Here is a 19,259-nt window from a genome sequence, read left to right on the forward strand (position 1 = left end):
CGTTTTTGCTTTGTCTGGCCGGCGATGCGTGTCACCGGCTCTCCTTGGGGCGGAAGTGCCCATACAGTCCCCGGCAGCCCGGGCATTGGGGAAGACGCGCTTAGAACGCGTCTTCAAATTTCTTAGCCAGATCTTCGATGTTGTCGGGCGGCCAGTCCTCGACATCCATGCCGAGGTGCAGACCCATGCCGGACAGCACTTCTTTGATCTCGTTCAGCGACTTGCGGCCGAAGTTCGGGGTGCGCAGCATCTCGGCTTCGGTTTTCTGGATCAGGTCGCCGATGTAAACGATGTTGTCGTTCTTCAGGCAGTTTGCCGAACGGACCGACAGTTCCAGCTCGTCCACTTTCTTCAGCAGCAGCGGGTTGAACTCCAGACCGTCGTCTTCGTCCTGGCGGCCAGCCGATTCCGGCTCGTCGAAGTTGACGAAGATCGACAGCTGATCCTGCAGGATGCGTGCGGCAAAGGCCAGCGCGTCTTCCGGCGTGATCGAACCATCGGTTTCGATCTTCAGGGTCAGCTTGTCATAGTCCAGAACCTGACCTTCACGGGTCGGCTGAACGTCATAGGCAACCTTCTTGACCGGCGAATAGATCGCGTCGATCGGGATCAGACCGATAGGCGCATCTTCGGGCTTGTTCTTCTCAGCCGAGACGTAGCCCTTACCGGTGTTGACGGTCAGTTCCATGAACAGGTCGGCGCCGTCATCCAGGTGGCAGATGACGTGATCGCGGTTCAGAACCTCGATGCCGGCGCTTTCGCTGATGTCGCCTGCGGTGACAACGGCTGGGCCTTTGGCATTGATCGACAGGCGCTTGGGGCCTTCGACTTCCATGCGCAGGGCAACCTGCTTGAGGTTCAGGATGATGTCAGTGACGTCTTCGCGGACACCTGCGACCGACGAAAACTCATGCAGAACGTTGTCGATCTGAACGCTGGTGATGGCGGCACCTTGCAGGCTGCTCATCAGAACGCGGCGCAGCGCGTTGCCCAGAGTCAGACCGAAGCCACGCTCCAGCGGTTCGGCAACCAGAGTTGCCTGACGCGCAGGGTCGTTACCCGGCTTGCCTTCCAGCTGGGTCGGCTTGATCAATTCTGCCCAATTCTTATGGATCATGTAATCCCTCCATTCCTGTCCGCGCCCCATGACCAACAAGGTGCAGACGCCCGAGGTTCAAAATGACGTGCTGGGGCCGTGCGAAAACACAGCCCCAGCTCAATTCAAAATCGCTTAGACGCGGCGGCGCTTCGGCGGGCGGCAGCCGTTGTGAGCAATCGGGGTCACGTCACGAATCGACGTGATGTTGAAGCCCACTGCAGCCAGCGCACGCAGAGCCGATTCACGACCCGAACCGGGGCCCTGAACTTCGACTTCCAGCGTCTTGACGCCATGTTCCTGCGCCTTTTTGCCTGCATCTTCTGCAGCCATCTGAGCGGCGTAGGGGGTGGATTTCCGCGATCCTTTGAAGCCCATGGTGCCAGCAGACGACCACGAGATGGCGTTGCCCTGCACGTCCGAGATCAGGATCTTGGTGTTGTTGAAGGTCGAGTTCACATGGGCGACGCCCGATGCGATGTTCTTACGCTCTTTGCGCTTAACGCGAGTCTTATCACGTGCCATCAGTCAGACCCTCCCTTATTTCTTCTTACCAGCGATGGCCTTTGCGGGGCCTTTGCGGGTACGAGCGTTGGTGTGGGTGCGCTGACCGCGAACCGGCAGGTTGCGGCGGTGACGCAGACCGCGATAGCAGCCCAGGTCCATCAGGCGCTTGACGTTCATCTGAACTTCGCGGCGCAGGTCGCCTTCGACGGTGAAGTTTTCGTCGATGAACTCGCGAATTTTCAGAACTTCGGCGTCGGACAGTTCGTTGACGCGACGAGTCGCTTCAATGCCCACGGCTTCGCAGATCGCTTTGGCCGAGGTGTTTCCGATACCGGTGATATATGTGAGGGCGATAGGTACCCGCTTTGCAGTCGGGATGTTTACGCCGGCAATACGTGCCACGTGTCACTTTCCTTTTCGTTGCGGTTCCGTAGCTCCAGAACCTTTTTTCACAACGCTTGACCTTGGCAGTGTCGCCAGCGGGCCCAGCATTATTCGAGGTGGTCGGGGCAGTTGGGACGAATCCCGCCTGCGGTCTTGATTCCCCAAGGGGATGGGGGTCGATATGGGCTTTTGGCCGTGCCGTCAAGCCCATTTCTCGATCAGCTCAGAATCGCCTCAATCGAAGCGGTGACTTCACCGATTTCCGCCAGGCCGTTGACCGGGCGCAAATCACCCTTGGCGAAGTAGTAACCAATCAGCGGCGAGGTCTTTTTATAGTACTCCATCAGGCGCGTGCGCAGACTTTCTTCGTTGTCATCCGCGCGGCGCTTGAAGTCGTTTTCCTTGCCGCAGTTTGTGCATTTACCATCAGCAGGGATAGGTTTTGTCTTGTCGTTATAGACTTCACCACACCCGCCGCAGGTCGAGCGCGCAGTGATACGTTCAACAAGCGCCTCATCGTCCACCCGCATCTCGATCACTGTGTGCAGCGACTGACCCAGCTTGGTCAGCAAAGCCGCCAGCGCGTCAGCCTGCGCCAATGTCCGGGGGAATCCGTCAAAGATGAAACCGGCACCTTTTTCGGTGGTCAGCTTTTCTTCAATCAGGCCGATTACGATTTCGTCGGTCACAAGCTGGCCCTTGGCCATCACCTCGGCCACGCGGTTGCCCATTTCGGTGCCGCTGTCCTTGGCTTCGCGCAACATGTCGCCAGTGCTCAACTGCACCATGCCCCGAGTTTCAACCAGGTGACGCGCCTGCGTCCCTTTGCCTGCCCCCGGGGGGCCCAATAAAATGATGTTCATCGACGAGCGGGTCCCTTCCTGCCGCGTTTCTTACCCTTGCCGCGCAGTTGAGACTTTTCGATAAGCCCTTCGTACTGGTGCGCAAGCAGGTGGCTCTGAACCTGTTGGATCGTGTCCATGGTTACAGAGACGATAATCAGAACCGAGGTGCCGCCGAAATAGAACGGGATGGCAAACTGGTTCCGCAGAATTTCAGGCAGCAGACAGACCGCCGCCAGATAAGCCGAGCCCAGAACCAGAACGCGGTTGACCACGTATTCCAGATACTCGGCGGTTTTCTTGCCCGGACGGATACCCGGCACAAAACCGTTCTGCTTTTTCAGGTTGTCCGCCACATCGTCCGGTTTGAACGACACGTTGAACGTGTAGAAATAAGCAAAGAACACGATCATCGAGGCGAAGAACAGCAGATACAGAGGCTGCCCGGGGCCAAAGTTGGCCAGAAGCCACGACATGATCGGTCCGCTGGTCGCGCCTGACGAGAAGGTCGAGATCGTTACCGGCAGCAGCAGCAACGAGCTGGCAAAGATCGCCGGGATCACGCCGGCAGGGTTCACCTTGACCGGCAGGTGGCTGGAGCCGCCCTCATAGATCTTCATACCGGCCTGACGGCGCGGGTATTGGATGTGGATCTTGCGCAGGGCGCGTTCCATGAAGACCACAAAGGTAATCACGGCAATCACCATCACGATCACACCGATGATCACGGCGGGGCTGATCGCACCCGAACGGCCCGAGGCAAAGAACTGCGCCAGCGCTGCCGGAACCTCGGCGATGATGCCCACGAAAATGATCAGAGAGATACCGTTGCCGATGCCACGCGCGGTGATCTGCTCACCCAGCCACATCAGGAACATGGTGCCACCGACCAGAGTGATCATGGTCGACAAGCGGAAGAACAGGCCCGGATCGGTCGCCAGATCGCCCGATTCCAGCGAAACGGCCAGACCATAGGCCTGAACGGTGGCCAGTGCCACTGTGCCGAAACGGGTATACTGGTTGATCTTCTTGCGGCCCTGCTCGCCCTCTTTCTTGAGCTGTTCGAGCGCCGGAACCATGGATGTCAGCAGCTGCACGATGATCGAGGCTGAAATGTAGGGCATGATGCCGAGGGCAAAAATACCCATCCGCCCCAGCGCCCCGCCGGTAAACATCGAAACCATGCCGCCGATGCCCTGCCCCGCTTGCTCCATGAACTCACGCAGTGCTTGGCCGTCGATGCCGGGTACCGGAATAAAGGTGCCCAGACGGTAGACGATCAACAAACCCAGCGTAAACAGGATGCGGTTGCGCAGATCGGTGGCTTTGCCAAGGGCAGACCAGCTTGTGTTGGCTGCCATTTGTTCTGCTGCTGATACCATAAATCGGTCTCTCTTATAAAAACACCGCCCGGAACCGTTTTCCGGCTCGGGCGGCGTCTAGGAAAACTCTGAGGTCTATGTAAGCGGGTCTTGCCCCGCTCACAAGCGCTTACTCTGCCGCAGCAGCTTTTGTGACCGTCAGTGAACCGCCCGCTTTCTCAACTGCCGCAACGGCAGCTTTCGATGCACCGGTCACTTCCAAGTTCAGCTTGGCGCTGACTTCACCCTTGGCCAGAACGCGGATACCGTCCAGCTTGCGGCGGACCAGACCGGACGCAACCAGAGCGTCTTCGGTGATCGCAGCCTTGGCGTCCAGCTTGCCGGCGTCGACGAATTTCTGGATCAGGCCCAGGTTGATAACGGCGAATTCCTTGCGGTTCGGCTTGTTGAAGCCACGCTTGGGCAAGCGCTGGTACAGGGGCATCTGGCCGCCTTCATAGCCGTTGATGGCCACACCCGAACGGGATTTCTGACCTTTGATACCACGGCCACCCATTTTACCTTTACCGGAACCGGGACCACGGCCAACGCGGGTCCGTTTCGGTGCAGCGCCAGGATTATCGCGCAATTCGTGCAGTTTCATATCGCTTCTCCTAAGCCGGATGTGACCCCCGAAGCGTGATGGGCCAAACACGGCATTTCTTGGTTTTGATTCTCGTGACCATAAGGCCACCGCAGGCGTATAGGCGTGTTGACTTCAGTTGGCAAGCCCACAGGAGGCAAAGGTCACCCTTGCGACGCGGCCTCAAGCTCTTCTTTCGTCGTGACCTTTTTCAAAGGCGCGGCGTGGGGATCGATTCCGTGCTTGGCCACCAATTCGCCAATCATACTTTCAGGATGCGGTATCCCATCAAATCGGTTGCGTATGAAAGCGCGCATACGACGGCCGTAGAAGTGAATTGACATAGTGTTTTCAGTCAGAAAACGCTGGGCGTTTCCATTGGCTCTTACCATTGCCCGTCTGTCCCTGTAGGTCACGGGGTAAAGAACCTCCTGCGGCCGCGAGAAACGGGCTTCGTTATTCTGCTTCAACAGCCAGGTCAAAGCCTTCGGCCCCCAGATCCCCCAAGGCATTTCGCTGGCATGAGGGTGCTCGCCCGCCCTGGCCCTCTGGATAAGAGGCAACCGCTGTTTCGGCGAAAGCCAATGCGGAATACGATAGGGATGGTTTGTATAGTCAATCAGGTCGTGCAAGGTCGCACTGTCCGAAGGCAGCGCAAGAACGCCGCCATTGATCTCATGCGCTGCGAGCCAACCGTGAAGGTGGCCGTTTTCAGTAGTAAAAGGCTTGACGCAATAGGCGTCCGTGTCTGCCCAGATGATATCTGGAACCTTCGCCAACATCTGAACGCGAAACTTGTCGGAATGAAGGGCCGGACTGCCTGTGCGTTTGTGAAGGATGACCTCCTCGTCAGGCAGAATTTCACGCGCATCGCGCTGCTCGACACCCTCGGGGACATTGGAGACCGGACCGTATGTGTACAACCGCACGTGCTGGCCCACATCGAGAAACGACTTGATGCAGAGCTGCTCTAGAAAACTCAACTGGCCGTCAATCCACAGCATGCCAATCTGATATTCTTTCACCCGCTCTCGCCCCTTGAACTGTTCTGCACCGCGGCCTCAGCCGGCCTACCGTGTGTTTCGCCCATTTTGGATTAAGCCGCAACGGTCTGTCGAAAATCTGATCGATCCTGCTTTGAGCCACCCCCAAAAAACAAAAGAGGCGCCTCTTGGCGCCTCCTGATCCTACGGTATTCGCGATTACGAACAGTAAACGTGTTCGCGCGCGATATCCTTGATGTCACAACGGCGGACACCGATGTCATTCAGTTCACGGTCGGTTAGACCCTGAAGTTCCGAATAGGTCCGGTTGTATTCTGTGCGCAGGGCATATGCCTCTTTCACCTTGATGAACAAGGTTGCGATGCGGGCGCTCAGGCCAAAGCCTTGGCGGGTAAATGTAGCTGTGTTTGCCATGTCTCGATTCCTTTGAAAACCAGAGCGTATTCTCCAGTCAGTGTTTGTGTTCCTGTTTGGGACCGAGCTCACATATGATCCGGTGTTATCGCCAACAACCGAAGTTTCGGTCTAGCCGTTATGCGTTTGGGACATGGCCCTTCGCCCTGAAAACAGAACCGAAGCTCCGATAGTTTGCTTTTCGCCGCGAAGCCCAGCGGGACCACAAGCGTTTCTGGTAAAAGTACACGGGACGGAAAACAAAAAAGCGCCCCCGAACGTATCGGAGGCGCTTGCAATAGCTTGTCGAATTCGCGCTTAGCCGCGCTCTTCGATGATCTCAACCAGATGCGGGATCTTGTTGACCATGCCGCGGACCGAAGGAGTATCCTCCAGCTCACGGGTCTTGTGCATCTTGTTCAGGCCCAGGCCGATCAGGGTTGCGCGCTGTTCGGCGGGGCGGCGGATCGGAGAACCGATCTGCTTGACGACGATGGTTTTTGCCATGACTCGCTCTCCTTACGCTTCGGCTTCAGCCGGTGCTTCGTCCCGCTTGGGCAGGATGTCGGCAACTTTTTTGCCACGACGTGCGGCAACCGAACGCGGGCTCTGCTCTTTTTGCAGGCCGTTGAGGGTGGCGCGGATCATGTTGTACGGGTTCTGCGAGCCCAGCGACTTGGACACAACGTCCTTAACGCCTAGCATTTCAAACACGGCACGCATCGGACCACCGGCGATGATACCAGTACCTTCAGGTGCAGTGCGCATAACCACTTTACCGGCGCCATGACGGCCCTCGATGTCGTGGTGCAGGGTCCGACCTTCGCGCAGTTGCACGCGGATCATCTGACGCTTGGCTTGCTCAGTCGCCTTGCGGATGGCCTCAGGTACTTCTTTCGCTTTACCTTTGCCAAAGCCCACGCGGCCTTTCTGATCGCCGACAACCACCAGAGCGGCGAAGCCAAAGCGCTTACCACCTTTTACGGTTTTCGACACGCGGTTGATTGCGACCAGACGATCTGCAAATTCCGGTGCTTCTTCACGGTCGCGACCACGGCCCCGACGGTTTTCACGTTCTGCCATTTGGCATCCCTTTTCTCATGTGGCGCATACGGCGCCGTTTCTTCAATCCAAGTGAGCCCCGACTGTTGCCGAGGCCCCCGGATCATCGGGGCAGCCGTCAAGCTGCCCTCGTTCTTAGTATCGCGCATCTTGATCCGAAAACCGGTTCCCACTTTTCGGGATGCGCTGGGTCTTAGATCTTCAGACCACCTTCACGCGCAGCGTCGGCGACAGCCTTCACTTTGCCGTGGAACAGGAAGCCACCACGATCGAAATAGGCTTCTTCGACGCCTGCCTTCTTGGCACGCTCGGCGATAGCCGCGCCCACTTTGGTGGCCGCTTCGACGTTGTTCTTGCCAACAACACCCAGATCTTTTTCCAGGGTCGAGGCTGCGGCCAGGGTCACGCCACGAACGTCGTCGATCAGCTGAACGCTGATGTTCTTGTTCGAGCGGTGAACCGACAGGCGTACGCGGCCCGCGTTGACTTTGCGAAGTTTGTTCCGAACGCGCAGGCGGCGCTTCAGAAACAGGGTTCTTTTGCTGTTTGCCATTGTTTGCGTCCTTACTTCTTCTTGCCTTCCTTGCGGAAGATGAACTCGCCCTTATAGCGGATGCCCTTGCCTTTGTACGGCTCGGGACGGCGCCATTCGCGGATTTTGGCCGCGACTTCGCCCACCTGCTGCTGGTCGATACCTTCCACAACGATCTCGGTCTGCTTCGGCGCGGTGATGGTGACACCTTCCGGAGCAACGAAATCAACATCGTGGCTGTAACCCAGGTTCAGTTTCAGGGTGTTGCCCTGCATCTGAGCCCGGTAACCAACACCTTGGATCTCCAGCTCTTTTTTGAAGCCGTTTGTCACGCCTTCAACCAGATTGGCGACCATGGTGCGGCTCATGCCCCACTGCTGGCGTGCCCGCTTGGACATGCCGCGAGGGTCGATCTTGACCACGTTGTCTTCAACCGACAGCGTCACGTCGTCGGTGGCGGTGAAGCTGCGGGTGCCTTTCGGACCTTTCACTTCGATGGTCTGGCCGGACACAGAGGCGGTAACGCCGCTGGGCAGCTCGACCGGTTTTTTACCAATACGAGACATTGCAGACCTCCTTAGAAGACGGTGCAGAGCACTTCGCCGCCAACATTGTTGGAGCGAGCGTTTGCGTCCGACATCACACCTTTCGGAGTGCTGACAATCGACACGCCCAGACCCTGACGGACCTGCGGAATGTCATTGACGCCCATGTACACGCGACGACCGGGTTTCGAGACCCGCTTCAGTTCGCGAATAACAGGGGTGCCTTCGTAGTATTTCAGGCTGATTTCGATGGCCGGATGACCGTTTTCACCGGTCGTGTTTTCATAGCCACGGATGTAACCTTCGTCCGCCAGCACGTCCAGAACCCAACCACGCAGCTTGGAAGCCGGGGTGGAAACGGTGGACTTGCCGCGCATTTGCGCGTTGCGGATACGGGTGAGCATATCGCCGATAGGATCATTCATATCTATGTCTCCCTTACCAGCTCGATTTCACCATGCCGGGGATCTGACCAGCAGAACCCAGCTCGCGCAGCGCGATACGGCTGACCTTCAGCTTACGGTAGTAAGCGTGGGGACGACCGGTCAGCTGACAACGGTTGTGCAGACGGGTAGCCGAGCTGTTGCGCGGCAGTTTCGCCAGTTTCAGACGCGCTTTGAAACGCTCTTCCATCGGGCGGCTCTCGTCATTCGCGATTTCTTTCAGCTCGGCACGCTTTGCGGCATATTTGGCCACCAGGCGTTCGCGCTTCTTCTCGCGTTCGATCATTGCTTTTTTAGCCATGTCTCAATCCTCGCGGCGCTTAAGCGTTGAAGGGCATGTTGAAAGCTTTCAACAGGCTCTTTGCTTCAGCGTCGGTTTTCGCTGTGGTGGCAATTACGATATCCAGGCCCCAGACCTCGTCGACCTTGTCGAAGTCGATTTCCGGGAACACGATGTGCTCTTTCATGCCCATGGCAAAGTTGCCCTGACCATCGAAAGACGGCTTAACACCGCGGAAGTCACGAACGCGCGGCAGCGCGATGGTGATCAGACGATCCAGGAATTCATACATCCGGTCACCGCGCAGGGTCACTTTCGCGCCCAGCGGCATGTCTTCACGGACGCGGAAACCCGCGATCGACTTCTTCGCCTTGGTTGCAACGGCCTGTTGGCCAGCAATTGCAGTCAGATCCTCGACAGCGGCTTTCGCTTTCTTCGAGTCTTTGACGGCCTCAGCACCACACCCGATGTTCAGAACGATTTTTTCCAGCTTGGGCAGCTGCATGTCGTTCTTGTAGCCGAACTCTTCTTTCAGAGCGGCACGGATGGTTTCGGCGTACTGAGCTTTCAGACGCGGGGTGTAGGTTGCGTTATCAAGCATCGATCACGTCCCCTGTGGTCTTGGCGAAGCGGACCTTCTTGTCGCCTTCCATGCGGAAGCCAACGCGAGTTGCTTTGCCGTTCTTGTCCAGCAGCGCCAGGTTCGACAGTTGGATCGGGTTTGCCTGGGGCAGACGACCACCTTGCGAAGCTTGCGACTGGCGGGTGTGACGGATGGCAACGTTGATGCCTTCGACAACAGCTTTACCGGCTTTCGGGTCAACCGAGGTGATAGTTCCCTCTTTGCCCTTATCCTTGCCGGCCAGCACGACGACCTTGTCGCCTTTGCGGAGTTTAGCAGCCATGATTACAGCACCTCCGGAGCCAGCGAGATGATTTTCATGAAGTTCTTGCCGCGCAGTTCACGAACAACGGGGCCAAAGATACGGGTACCTACGGGCTCGTTGTTGTTGTTCAGGATGACGGCGGCGTTGCGATCGAAACGGATCGCGGTGCCGTCTTCGCGACGGACTTCCTTGGCGGTGCGCACGACGACGGCCTTGCGGACGTCACCTTTCTTTACGCGGCCGCGCGGGATGGCTTCCTTCACCGAGACGACAATGATGTCGCCGACGGAGGCGTATTTACGCTTGGAACCACCCAGGACCTTGATGCACTGAACTCGGCGTGCGCCGGAGTTGTCAGCGACATCCAGATTGGTCTGCATCTGGATCATGTGGTTTCTCCCGACCTGTGGGGGCTGGTCTCGTTAGATCCCCCAGGGTTTCGACAAATGGAAAAATCCCGGAAACTTACGCTTCCAGAACTTCCCAACGTTTCGTCTTCGATTTCGGCGCGCATTCGATGATGCGTACGGTGTCGCCGACCTTGAAGGCGTTCTTTTCATCGTGAGCCCGGTATTTCTTGGACTTACGGATGGTTTTCTTCAGAACCGGATGCGTAAAGCGACGCTCGACGGATACGGTTACGGTCTGTTCGTTGGCGTCGCTGGTCACGGTGCCTTGCAGGATACGCTTGGGCATCTGATTACTCCTCGGATGCCGCAGCAGCGGCCTTTTCGTTCAGAATGGTTTTGACACGGGCAGCATTGCGGCGGGCCGCTTTGATACCAGCAGTGTTTTCCAGCTGACCGGTTGCCTGTTGAAAGCGCAGGTTAAAGCTTTCTTTCTTCAGGTTGGCCAGTTCCTCGCGGAGCTGGTCCGGGGTCTTGTCACGCAGTTCTTGGGCGTTCATCGCCTTTTCCTTTGCTCAAAACACCAGAAGGCCCCCTGACAGGGTCACCTTGGACCTGGTGGATGAATGATAGACATGCGAATCCCACGACTCGGCCGGGGGACTTGCAGGATGCCGCCGTATAAGGGTTTAACGGGTGAGTGGCAAGAGGAAGTTTGGGCGCATAGCACAACGCATTCAAACCAGACTTTTCATGACTCGTCCGAGCACTCGGTAAAGGGGGCAATATCGTGCGCACCAGTTAGAGTCTCCAGAGGTATGAGCGACTGCCGCCGCGCGGATCGGGCCTCACTCCCACTTATAGTTAAAACTGACGGAAATCCGCTCTTCCTCGGCCATGTTCATGGGCACCTCATGGCGCAACCAGCTTTCCCATAGCAGGACGTCGCCCACCTGCGGCTTCATGTAGATAAACGGCTGCAAGTCCCGCCGACCACCTTTGATCCGCGTCGGCGCGGCCATCATGCGGCCCGAACGGGGATCTTCCAGCTTCAGTGCGCTCGCCCCTTCGGGCATCGCCACATAGGTCGTGCCCGAGATCACACTGTGCGGGTGCAGGTGACTGGAATGCATGCCGCCTTCGGGCAGGATGTTGATCCACAGGTCTTCCAGCTTCAACTCGCCTTCGCCCAGATCAAACTCCAGATCCTTGGCAAAGGCGGCTACGTGCTGATCCAGCGCCTTGACCAAGTCCGCGAAAATCGGGAACCGCCAGGGCAGATCAGTCAAAGAGGCATAGCTGGTGTAGCCGGGATAGCCGTTTTCTTCACACCATTCCTGCCCGGCCTCGTCATCCTCAGCGATGACAAGGCAGGAGCTTTCCAGCTCCTCTGAGTCGATCTTGGGATCAAACTCGGACAACGCTGCGCGATAGAGACGGGTTACGAAGAGAGATTCAATCTGTGCCATGGCCTTCTCATAAACCTGCGCCCCAAAGAAGGCGATGGGTAATATGCGAGGCTCTGCCTCGCGCTCCGGGATATTTATAGCCAGATGAAGCAGGGGATCCTCAATTCATCTGGCTGAAAATATCCCGGGGGAGTCGCGGCTTGCCGCGGAGGGGGCAGAGCCCCCCAAGAAAAACCCCCGCCGGTTTCCCGACAGGGGTCTGTTTTGTTACGAACGGAGCCTGGGCTCCAATCGTTTACCAGTCTTCGCGAACAACGACGCGAGTCTTGATCGGCAGCTTCATCGCAGCCAGGCGCAGGGCCTCGCGGGCGATGTCGTCATTGACGCCGTCGATCTCGAACATCACGCGGCCAGGCTTGACTTTGCATGCCCAGCGGTCGACCGAACCTTTACCTTTACCCATACGAACTTCGATCGGCTTGGCCGTGACCGGAGTGTCGGGGAAGATGCGGATCCAGACGCGGCCCTGACGCTTCATGTGACGCGTCATGGCACGACGTGCAGCTTCGATCTGGCGTGCAGTCACACGCTCGGGCTGCAGGGCTTTCAGGCCGTAGGTGCCAAAGTTCAGATCAGAGCCGCCCTTGGCGAGGCCCTTGATCCGGCCTTTGTGCATCTTGCGGAATTTTGTACGCTTTGGTTGAAGCATATCTTTCCCTCCTTAGCGACGACCGCCACCAGCACCACGAGGTGCAGGGCCGTCCTGGAGTTCCTGTGCTTTACGGTCACGTGCCTGAGGATCGTGCTCCATGATCTCACCTTTGAAGATCCAGACCTTGATCCCGATGATCCCGTAAGGAGTCATCGCTTCGGCATGTGCGTAATCGATGTCGGCACGCAGGGTGTGCAGAGGCACGCGGCCTTCGCGGTACCACTCGGTCCGTGCGATTTCGGCGCCGCCCAGACGGCCAGCGACGTTCACCCGGATACCCAAGGCGCCCATGCGCATGGCGTTCTGAACCGAGCGCTTCATTGCGCGACGGAACGAAACACGACGCTCCAGCTGCTGAGCGATGGACTCGGCAACCAGCTGCGCGTCAAGCTCGGGCTTGCGCACTTCGACGATGTTCAGGTGCAGTTCGCTGTCGGTCATGCGAGCAAGCTTTTTGCGCAGAACTTCGATGTCTGCACCTTTCTTGCCGATGATGACACCGGGACGTGCGGTGTGGATCGTCACGCGGCACTTCTTGTGCGGACGTTCGATGATCACACGTGCAACACCGGCCTGCTTGCACTCTTTGTTGATGAACTCACGGATCTTGAGGTCTTCCAGCAGAAGATCACCGTAGTCCTTGGTGTCGGCGTACCAGCGGCTGTCCCAGGTGCGGTTGACCTGCAGGCGCATGCCGATCGGATTTACTTTATGACCCATTAGGCTTGCTCCTCAACTTGACGCACCTTTATGGTGATCTCCGAGAACGGCTTCATGATCTTGCCGAAACGGCCACGGGCACGCGGGCGACCGCGCTTCATGACCAGGTTCTTGCCAACCCATGCTTCGGCGACGATCAGCTCGTCAACGTCCAGGTTGTGGTTGTTTTCGGCATTCGCGATTGCGGATTGCAGGCACTTTTTGACGTCCTGCGCGACACGCTTGTTCGAGAAAGTCAGGTCGGTCAGAGCCTTCTCAACTTTCTTTCCGCGGATCATTTGCGCAACCAGGTTCAGTTTCTGCGGGCTGGTGCGAAGCATGCGCGTTTTCGCCATTGCTTCGTTTTCAGCCACGCGGCGGGGGTTCTTTTCCTTGCCCATGACTTACTTCCGCTTCGCTTTTTTGTCTGCGGCGTGGCCATAATAGGTACGGGTCGGCGAGTATTCACCGAACTTCTGACCGATCATGTCTTCCGAGACGTTGACGGGGATATGTTTCTGGCCGTTGTACACACCAAAGGTCAGACCCACGAACTGGGGCAGAATGGTGGAACGACGCGACCAGATTTTGATGACTTCGTTGCGGCCCGACTCGCGCGCTGCTTCGGCTTTTTTCAGCACGTAAGCATCGACGAAAGGACCCTTCCAAACAGAGCGAGACATAGATTAACGTCCCTTCTTCTTGGCGTGCCGCGAGCGGATGATCAGCTTCTGGGACGCTTTGTTCTTGTTGCGGGTACGCTTACCCTTGGTGTCCTTACCCCACGGAGTAACCGGCGTACGGCCACCCGAGGTACGACCTTCACCACCACCGTGCGGGTGATCGATCGGGTTCATTGCGACACCACGAACCGACGGACGCACACCCTTGTGGCGCATACGACCGGCTTTACCGAGGTTCTGGTTGCTGTTGTCGGGGTTGGACACGGCACCAACGGTGGCCATGCATTCCTGACGGACAAGACGCAGTTCGCCCGAGCTCAGACGGATCTGAGCGTAGCCACCATCGCGGCCAACGAATTGCGCGTAAGTACCGGCCGCACGTGCGATCTGACCGCCTTTGCCAGGCTTCATCTCGATGTTGTGGACGATGGTACCGATGGGCATGCCCGAGAACGGCATTGCGTTGCCCGGCTTGATGTCGGCCTTTGTCGACGAGATGACCTTGTCACCAACAGCCAGACGCTGCGGAGCCAGGATATACGCCTGCTCGCCGTCTTCGTATTTTACCAGTGCGATGAATGCGGTCCGGTTCGGGTCATATTCGATCCGCTCGACGGTTGCCGCGACATCAAATTTGTTACGTTTGAAGTCAACGATCCGGTAGAGACGCTTTGCGCCACCGCCGCGGCGGCGTGAAGTGATCCGTCCGGTGTTGTTCCGGCCGCCCGATTTGGTCAAACCCTCTGTGAGAGACTTGACCGGACGTCCTTTCCAAAGCTCCGAACGGTCGATCAGCACCAGCCCGCGCTGGCCCGGCGTCGTCGGCTTGTACGACTTGAGTGCCATGCTTTCTGTCTTCCGTTTAGCAAGTGCGAGGCGTTGCCCCGCTATGTGATAGGCCCCCGTAGGTGCCAAGGGTATAGGGCCCCGAAGGTCCCCGGTTACAAATATCAGAGGCCCCGGAACGAATCCGAGGCCGCAAGATTGGGAGCGTGTAACAGGGTTGGGGGCGGGTGTCTATAGGGGGCAACGCCCAATTTGATCTGTCGATGGTCGCAGGCAATCAAAAATAGAGTGCCTATCTCACTATTTCCAGTTTCTTAACCAACTGATCACAGTTTCGTGGCAAACTCTCACCGGTACACATGCCATGATCGTAGACCAAATCACATATCAAAAGGCGTTTCAGTCTTACCTTAGAAAAGGCATCCCAATCGAACGCTTGCTCAAGCAGCAGCCACCCACCACCCACTACACTTGGAGAACACGCGGCGATGGAAAGGTACGCTCCAGCCATGCCGCAAACGATGGGCGCGTTTTCGCTTGGGACAATCCACCTGCGACCGGGCATCCCGGTGAAGACTATGGTTGCCGCTGTGTGGCCGAACCATATTACGCCGCAATCGAAGAAAAAATAATCATATCACTTTCAGGTATTTCCGATCACCGCGCGTTGGCGCAATCAGGATTATGTAGACCACTATTTTCTCGGAAATGGTCAGGGTGTGACACTGTCTCAGATCGGACAACTCCGAAACATAAGCGAAGCCTTCGATACCTTGCGGGGTGAAGCTTTGAAACAGCAACTCGCGAGCGAGGCACGAAAGATTCGAAATGGCGTGGTAACATATCACTTTGAAAACGCCTATGACCTGACTTCTGTTTCTTTCAGCATCGGAGATACTGTGATTGGAGGGAAGTTTTCGGGCCACTGCCAAGAGCAACACGGAGCACTAGTGCTTAATGGCTCACTCGACTTCTATCTGCGCGATGAATTTGCGGATCCCTTGGATGTTGGGATCGAGGTTTTTGACATTCCCGAAATGGTGGAGGACTTTTTTTCCGATCTGATTGATCAAAGGCTTCAAGGAATTCTCCGGCAGCGCTAAGAACGCGTGAGATATGGCACTCCCTACTCAATTGCAGGCAAGTGGAACGCAGTGGTGACAGGCCAGTTTTACCGCGACCCTTCTAAGAGCCACTATTAGATGTTGGGAGTATTCCTTAGAGGAACCGTTTTGCTAGGGACAGCTATCCTTTTGCTTGCGACCCTTGGTATGTTGGCGCTTGCTGCACTCTATTCGAACAAATTCGACACTTGCGTGCAACTCCCCAGCGGGGCCAATCTCAGCTATGAAGCCCATGCAGATTTCAGCCGCCCCTATTTTTTTCCCGTGGCCGTACTCAGGCAAAGCGACGGCACCATTATTGGGCGCGAAATATTCCCGATACGCACAACTGAAATCGCTACTTATGGTACAGCTTGGCCCGACCACAACGGGCCAGCGCTTTTCACTTTTATCTGGCACAAGGATCACGGGTTGGTACGCAGGGACCAGACACCAAAGTTGTTTGACCAACTCCAATCAGATTTGGGAGACAAAACTCTAGGCGCACCACGGGATCTGAACGTGAATACGCTCTGGCTGATGACGCGCCTTCAGAACTTCGCCCATCTTCAAGGTAACGATTGCAAAACGCGCCTGATTACTTGGTGACATCGGCGCAAAGAAAAACCCCCGCTTTCGCGGGGGCCTTTATCTCTCGCCACAAACGTGATCCGATCAGAGACCGGTGGACACGTCGATGGTGTTACCCTCTTCCAGGGTCACATATGCTTTTTTGACGTCTTTCCGACGACCCAGCTGGCCGCGGAACCGCTTGACCTTGCCTTTGGTCACGGTGGTGTTCACCGCTTTGACCTTCACACCAAACAGGGCTTCAACGGCCTCTTTGATCTGCGGCTTGTTGCTGTCGATCGCCACTTCAAAGACAACCGCGCCGTTTTCGGACGCCATGGTCGACTTTTCGGTGATGATCGGCTTGCGGATCACGTCGTAGTGTTCTGCCTTCGCGCTCATTTCAGACGAGCCTCCAGTGCTTCGACAGCCGCTTTGGTGAGCACCAGGGTGTCACGCTTGAGGATGTCATAGACGTTTGCGCCCATCGACGGCAGGATATCCAGACCTTCGATGTTCTTCGACGCTTTCAGGAACCCTTCGTTCACGGTCGCGCCGTCGATGACCAGAGCGCGTTTCCAGCCCAGGTTTGCAACCTGTTTGGCCAGTGCAGCGGTCTTGCCTTCGGCTTCGGCGTTCTCGATCACAACCAGTTCACCTGCCTTGGCTTTGGCCGACAGAGCGTGGCGCAGGCCAAGCTTGCGGAACTTCTTCGGCAGGTCGTGACCATGCGAACGCACGACCGGACCTTTGTAGATACCACCACCACGGAAGATCGGAGCGTTACGGTCACCGTGACGTGCGCCACCGGTGCCCTTCTGGCGATAGATCTTCTTGGTCGAGTAGCTGGTTTCCGAGCGGGTCTTGACCTTGTGGGTGCCGGCCTGCGCGTTGTTGCGCTGCCAACGGACCACACGGTGCAGGATGTCCGCGCGCGGCTCGAGGCCGAACAGGTCCGCATCCAGCTCGATGTTGCCGGCTTTGCCGCCGTCCAGTTTGATTACATCAAGTTTCATGCTTCACCACCTTCCGCGGGAGCTTCTTCCGCAGGTGCTTCAGTTGCGGCACCTTTCACGGCTGCCGGGAAAGGCAGGCCTTCGGGTGCTTTCTTCTTGACGGCGTCCTTGACGGTAACCCAGCCCGATTTCGGTCCGGGAACGGCGCCTTTGATGAAGACCAGATTCCGGTCGGCGTCGGTTTTGACGACTTCCAGGTTCTGGGTGGTAACACGGGCAGCACCCATGTGACCGGCCATCTTCTTGCCTTTGAACACCTTGCCCGGGTCCTGACACTGACCGGTCGAACCGTGCGAACGGTGGCTGATCGAAACACCGTGCGAAGCGCGCAGACCACCGAAGTTGTGGCGCTTCATCGCACCGGCAAAGCCTTTACCGATCGAGGTACCCGAAACGTCAACTTTCTGACCTTCCAGGAAGTGTTCTGCCGAAATCTCGGCGCCCACATCGATCAGGCCATCTTCGGAGACGCGGAACTCGGCCAGCTTACGCTTGGGCTCGACCTTTGCGGCGGCGTAGTGACCGCGCATGGCCTTCGAGGTGCGTTTTGCCTTGGCGGCACCGGCGCCCAGCTGAACGGCGGTGTAGCCGTCTTTGTCAGCGGTACGCTGTGCAACGACCTGCAGGTTGTCCAGGTGAAGAACGGTCACAGGGATCTGCTTGCCGTCTTCCATGAACAGGCGGGTCATGCCAACTTTTTTTGCGATAATACCAGAGCGCATAATCAATACCCTCCGATCTTACGACTGCAGCTTGATCTCGACGTCCACACCAGCAGCGAGGTCGAGCTTCATCAGCGCGTCAACGGTCTGGGGGGTCGGATCAACGATGTCGAGCAGACGCTTGTGCGTGCGGATCTCGAACTGGTCGCGGGATTTCTTGTCAACGTGAGGGCCACGGAGAACCGTGAACTTCTCAATCTTGTTCGGCAGCGGGATCGGGCCGCGCACGTTCGCGCCGGTCCGCTTGGCAGTGTTGACGATCTCTTGCGTGCTGGCATCCAGAACGCGATAGTCAAATGCCTTCAGCCGAATACGGATGTTTTGGCTTTGCATAGATACAGCCTTTTATCAGGCGTTGAGGTTGAGAGGAGGACAGACGCGCATCGCCAACCCTCATCGAACCCAAAAGGCGGGAATCACCCCGCCTTGATGTTCTTACTGAGAACTCGCGCGTATTAGTGGGGTTGGCGGGGTTTGGCAAGGGGTTTGTTTTGACTGATTGAACGCAAGGGGCGCTCTACTTTCCACCCCTTTTGCCCAGGCACGGCTTTTCGATGTCCCACAGGCTATTCTCAATATCCGCAACAAGCATTTCTGCTTGGCTACTTTTCACGTAGAAAACCTCAACTTTCACTTGCGCAGAAATGTCTTCTGCCCATAGCCCCAAATTCATAGCAAATGTTTTACCTGGGACGCGAAAGAGATGGTCTTTTAGCCTTTTCACTATGTCGCGCGAGGTTCCGACATAGAGCACGGGTGAATCCCAGATAGTTTTGTTCAGTTGTGGGAGTTCATAACTACGCTCTGTGCCTTGAGCTACATGGAACTCGGCTTGGAGCTTAGCCCGTTCCAGCGTGTCTTCGACACTTATCTTGTAGAAACACCTATTGCCTGAACAAGGCCCGAGTCTTTCACGCAACCATTTCCCCGGCACTCTGGACCGTACTTCATAAAGGTCGGCGAGTTGCTTCGTAGAGGCCGTAAACTCAAATACACTGGAAAATTCTGCCTCGTCTAATGCGCGGGCTCTTTCGCTCAGGTTTGTTCGCGCGTGGCAAACTGCTTTTTCATACATAAGATGGCCTACTATGCGGTAAATTCAAAAAAAGGCCGCCCCGTGAGGAGCGGCCTTCTTTAGTTTAACCGATGTGCCGGGCTGAAGCCCGGCCTACCGATTACTCGATGATTTTCGACACAACGCCGGCGCCGACGGTGCGGCCGCCTTCGCGGATGGCGAAGCGCAGGCCGTCTTCCATCGCGATCGGTGCGATCAGCTCGACGGTGAAGCCGACG

General features: G+C 57.0%; 34 protein-coding genes. 3 read left to right on the top strand and 31 right to left on the bottom strand.

The window, feature by feature from the left end; genetic code table 11:
• Positions 1 to 100 precede the first annotated feature (100 nt).
• The 25 genes from ACR0LH_RS14450 to rplB form a co-directional block, all read right to left on the bottom strand.
• Positions 101 to 1,117: a DNA-directed RNA polymerase subunit alpha gene (locus tag ACR0LH_RS14450; protein WP_058276312.1), complete on the bottom strand. Its 1,017-nt coding sequence runs from the start codon at positions 1,115 to 1,117 to the stop codon at positions 101 to 103.
• Between the two features lie 114 nt (positions 1,118 to 1,231).
• Complete coding sequence (rpsK, locus tag ACR0LH_RS14455) at positions 1,232 to 1,621, bottom strand: 30S ribosomal protein S11 (RefSeq protein WP_008757289.1); 390 nt, start codon at positions 1,619 to 1,621, stop codon at positions 1,232 to 1,234.
• 15 nt (positions 1,622 to 1,636) lie between these two features.
• On the bottom strand, positions 1,637 to 2,005 hold the full coding sequence (gene rpsM / locus ACR0LH_RS14460) for a 30S ribosomal protein S13 (RefSeq protein ID WP_170377641.1): 369 nt from the start codon (positions 2,003 to 2,005) through the stop codon (positions 1,637 to 1,639).
• 200 nt (positions 2,006 to 2,205) lie between these two features.
• Entirely contained in the window at positions 2,206 to 2,850 is a 645-nt protein-coding gene (locus ACR0LH_RS14465; protein WP_480721510.1) for an adenylate kinase, read from the bottom strand.
• Entirely contained in the window at positions 2,847 to 4,211 is a 1,365-nt protein-coding gene (gene secY / locus ACR0LH_RS14470; RefSeq protein ID WP_170389937.1) for a preprotein translocase subunit SecY, read from the bottom strand. Before secY ends, ACR0LH_RS14465 begins: the two co-directional genes overlap by 4 nt.
• A gap of 109 nt (positions 4,212 to 4,320) precedes the next feature.
• A complete protein-coding gene (gene rplO, locus ACR0LH_RS14475; RefSeq protein WP_170389935.1) occupies positions 4,321 to 4,794 on the bottom strand; it encodes a 50S ribosomal protein L15 in 474 nt (157 codons plus the stop codon).
• Positions 4,795 to 4,937: 143 nt separating this feature from the next.
• Positions 4,938 to 5,798 carry a hypothetical protein gene (locus tag ACR0LH_RS14480; protein WP_480693227.1) on the bottom strand — a complete coding sequence of 287 codons (861 nt, stop codon included), beginning with the start codon at positions 5,796 to 5,798 and terminating at the stop codon, positions 4,938 to 4,940.
• A 177-nt stretch (positions 5,799 to 5,975) separates the two neighbouring features.
• Positions 5,976 to 6,191, bottom strand: a complete 216-nt coding sequence (locus ACR0LH_RS14485; protein WP_170389933.1) for a DUF1127 domain-containing protein — start codon at positions 6,189 to 6,191, stop codon at positions 5,976 to 5,978.
• Between the two features lie 297 nt (positions 6,192 to 6,488).
• On the bottom strand, positions 6,489 to 6,677 hold the full coding sequence (gene rpmD, locus ACR0LH_RS14490) for a 50S ribosomal protein L30 (RefSeq protein WP_008757946.1): 189 nt from the start codon (positions 6,675 to 6,677) through the stop codon (positions 6,489 to 6,491).
• 12 nt (positions 6,678 to 6,689) lie between these two features.
• The gene (gene rpsE, locus ACR0LH_RS14495) at positions 6,690 to 7,253 is read right to left on the bottom strand and encodes a 30S ribosomal protein S5 (protein ID WP_480721511.1); all 564 of its coding nucleotides are present in this window, start codon (positions 7,251 to 7,253) and stop codon (positions 6,690 to 6,692) included.
• Positions 7,254 to 7,425: 172 nt separating this feature from the next.
• Positions 7,426 to 7,785 carry a 50S ribosomal protein L18 gene (rplR, locus tag ACR0LH_RS14500; protein WP_170356678.1) on the bottom strand — a complete coding sequence of 120 codons (360 nt, stop codon included), beginning with the start codon at positions 7,783 to 7,785 and terminating at the stop codon, positions 7,426 to 7,428.
• Between the two features lie 11 nt (positions 7,786 to 7,796).
• Positions 7,797 to 8,330 carry a 50S ribosomal protein L6 gene (gene rplF, locus ACR0LH_RS14505; RefSeq protein WP_170389931.1) on the bottom strand — a complete coding sequence of 178 codons (534 nt, stop codon included), beginning with the start codon at positions 8,328 to 8,330 and terminating at the stop codon, positions 7,797 to 7,799.
• An 11-nt stretch (positions 8,331 to 8,341) separates the two neighbouring features.
• Positions 8,342 to 8,734, bottom strand: a complete 393-nt coding sequence (gene rpsH, locus ACR0LH_RS14510; RefSeq protein ID WP_155148687.1) for a 30S ribosomal protein S8 — start codon at positions 8,732 to 8,734, stop codon at positions 8,342 to 8,344.
• Between the two features lie 13 nt (positions 8,735 to 8,747).
• Positions 8,748 to 9,053 carry a 30S ribosomal protein S14 gene (gene rpsN, locus ACR0LH_RS14515; protein WP_068340744.1) on the bottom strand — a complete coding sequence of 102 codons (306 nt, stop codon included), beginning with the start codon at positions 9,051 to 9,053 and terminating at the stop codon, positions 8,748 to 8,750.
• A 19-nt stretch (positions 9,054 to 9,072) separates the two neighbouring features.
• A complete protein-coding gene (gene rplE / locus ACR0LH_RS14520) occupies positions 9,073 to 9,633 on the bottom strand; it encodes a 50S ribosomal protein L5 (protein WP_170389929.1) in 561 nt (186 codons plus the stop codon).
• A complete protein-coding gene (gene rplX, locus ACR0LH_RS14525) occupies positions 9,626 to 9,937 on the bottom strand; it encodes a 50S ribosomal protein L24 (RefSeq protein ID WP_480721513.1) in 312 nt (103 codons plus the stop codon). Before rplX ends, rplE begins: the two co-directional genes overlap by 8 nt.
• Before the next feature lie 2 nt (positions 9,938 to 9,939).
• Positions 9,940 to 10,308 (bottom strand): 50S ribosomal protein L14, encoded by a 369-nt coding sequence (rplN, locus tag ACR0LH_RS14530; RefSeq protein WP_008757934.1) that lies wholly within the window; start codon positions 10,306 to 10,308, stop codon positions 9,940 to 9,942.
• A gap of 76 nt (positions 10,309 to 10,384) precedes the next feature.
• On the bottom strand, positions 10,385 to 10,615 hold the full coding sequence (gene rpsQ, locus ACR0LH_RS14535; protein WP_068340771.1) for a 30S ribosomal protein S17: 231 nt from the start codon (positions 10,613 to 10,615) through the stop codon (positions 10,385 to 10,387).
• A 4-nt stretch (positions 10,616 to 10,619) separates the two neighbouring features.
• Positions 10,620 to 10,826, bottom strand: coding sequence for a 50S ribosomal protein L29 (gene rpmC, locus ACR0LH_RS14540; RefSeq protein ID WP_010437082.1), 207 nt, complete (start codon positions 10,824 to 10,826; stop codon positions 10,620 to 10,622).
• Positions 10,827 to 11,114: 288 nt separating this feature from the next.
• Complete coding sequence (locus ACR0LH_RS14545) at positions 11,115 to 11,735, bottom strand: 2OG-Fe(II) oxygenase family protein (RefSeq protein ID WP_170699413.1); 621 nt, start codon at positions 11,733 to 11,735, stop codon at positions 11,115 to 11,117.
• A 235-nt stretch (positions 11,736 to 11,970) separates the two neighbouring features.
• Entirely contained in the window at positions 11,971 to 12,384 is a 414-nt protein-coding gene (gene rplP / locus ACR0LH_RS14550) for a 50S ribosomal protein L16 (RefSeq protein WP_170485545.1), read from the bottom strand.
• A 12-nt stretch (positions 12,385 to 12,396) separates the two neighbouring features.
• The gene (gene rpsC / locus ACR0LH_RS14555; RefSeq protein ID WP_008758042.1) at positions 12,397 to 13,107 is read right to left on the bottom strand and encodes a 30S ribosomal protein S3; all 711 of its coding nucleotides are present in this window, start codon (positions 13,105 to 13,107) and stop codon (positions 12,397 to 12,399) included.
• Positions 13,107 to 13,487 carry a 50S ribosomal protein L22 gene (rplV, locus tag ACR0LH_RS14560; RefSeq protein ID WP_039538267.1) on the bottom strand — a complete coding sequence of 127 codons (381 nt, stop codon included), beginning with the start codon at positions 13,485 to 13,487 and terminating at the stop codon, positions 13,107 to 13,109. The genes rpsC and rplV overlap by 1 nt, the downstream gene beginning before the upstream one ends.
• A 3-nt stretch (positions 13,488 to 13,490) precedes the next feature.
• Positions 13,491 to 13,769, bottom strand: coding sequence for a 30S ribosomal protein S19 (rpsS, locus tag ACR0LH_RS14565; RefSeq protein WP_005980699.1), 279 nt, complete (start codon positions 13,767 to 13,769; stop codon positions 13,491 to 13,493).
• A gap of 3 nt (positions 13,770 to 13,772) precedes the next feature.
• Positions 13,773 to 14,615, bottom strand: a complete 843-nt coding sequence (gene rplB, locus ACR0LH_RS14570) for a 50S ribosomal protein L2 (protein ID WP_170389924.1) — start codon at positions 14,613 to 14,615, stop codon at positions 13,773 to 13,775.
• 304 nt (positions 14,616 to 14,919) lie between these two features.
• On the opposite strand from rplB, the gene ACR0LH_RS14575 reads away from it, so the two are divergent.
• From ACR0LH_RS14575 to ACR0LH_RS14585, 3 genes are all read left to right on the top strand, one after another.
• On the top strand, positions 14,920 to 15,339 hold the full coding sequence (locus ACR0LH_RS14575; RefSeq protein WP_480721514.1) for a phage minor head protein: 420 nt from the start codon (positions 14,920 to 14,922) through the stop codon (positions 15,337 to 15,339).
• Positions 15,275 to 15,658, top strand: coding sequence for a hypothetical protein (locus ACR0LH_RS14580; RefSeq protein WP_480721525.1), 384 nt, complete (start codon positions 15,275 to 15,277; stop codon positions 15,656 to 15,658). The genes ACR0LH_RS14575 and ACR0LH_RS14580 overlap by 65 nt, the downstream gene beginning before the upstream one ends.
• Before the next feature lie 99 nt (positions 15,659 to 15,757).
• Entirely contained in the window at positions 15,758 to 16,267 is a 510-nt protein-coding gene (locus ACR0LH_RS14585) for a hypothetical protein (protein ID WP_170804258.1), read from the top strand.
• Between the two features lie 66 nt (positions 16,268 to 16,333).
• Here the strand turns inward: ACR0LH_RS14585 and ACR0LH_RS14590 are convergent, their stop codons facing one another.
• The 6 genes from ACR0LH_RS14590 to ACR0LH_RS14615 form a co-directional block, all read right to left on the bottom strand.
• Complete coding sequence (locus ACR0LH_RS14590) at positions 16,334 to 16,630, bottom strand: 50S ribosomal protein L23 (protein ID WP_008757532.1); 297 nt, start codon at positions 16,628 to 16,630, stop codon at positions 16,334 to 16,336.
• Positions 16,627 to 17,244 (bottom strand): 50S ribosomal protein L4, encoded by a 618-nt coding sequence (gene rplD, locus ACR0LH_RS14595; RefSeq protein ID WP_010437039.1) that lies wholly within the window; start codon positions 17,242 to 17,244, stop codon positions 16,627 to 16,629. The genes ACR0LH_RS14590 and rplD overlap by 4 nt, the downstream gene beginning before the upstream one ends.
• Positions 17,241 to 17,966: a 50S ribosomal protein L3 gene (gene rplC, locus ACR0LH_RS14600; RefSeq protein WP_170389921.1), complete on the bottom strand. Its 726-nt coding sequence runs from the start codon at positions 17,964 to 17,966 to the stop codon at positions 17,241 to 17,243. The genes rplD and rplC overlap by 4 nt, the downstream gene beginning before the upstream one ends.
• A gap of 18 nt (positions 17,967 to 17,984) precedes the next feature.
• A complete protein-coding gene (rpsJ, locus tag ACR0LH_RS14605; RefSeq protein WP_008756422.1) occupies positions 17,985 to 18,299 on the bottom strand; it encodes a 30S ribosomal protein S10 in 315 nt (104 codons plus the stop codon).
• A gap of 184 nt (positions 18,300 to 18,483) precedes the next feature.
• A complete protein-coding gene (locus tag ACR0LH_RS14610; RefSeq protein ID WP_480721515.1) occupies positions 18,484 to 19,041 on the bottom strand; it encodes a GIY-YIG nuclease family protein in 558 nt (185 codons plus the stop codon).
• Between the two features lie 100 nt (positions 19,042 to 19,141).
• Positions 19,142 to 19,259 (bottom strand): EF-Tu C-terminal domain-related protein (locus ACR0LH_RS14615; RefSeq protein ID WP_170544332.1); only part of this gene is annotated, 118 nt, incomplete at its 5' end.

It is taken from the genome of Ruegeria sp. CL6, from assembly GCF_056536465.1.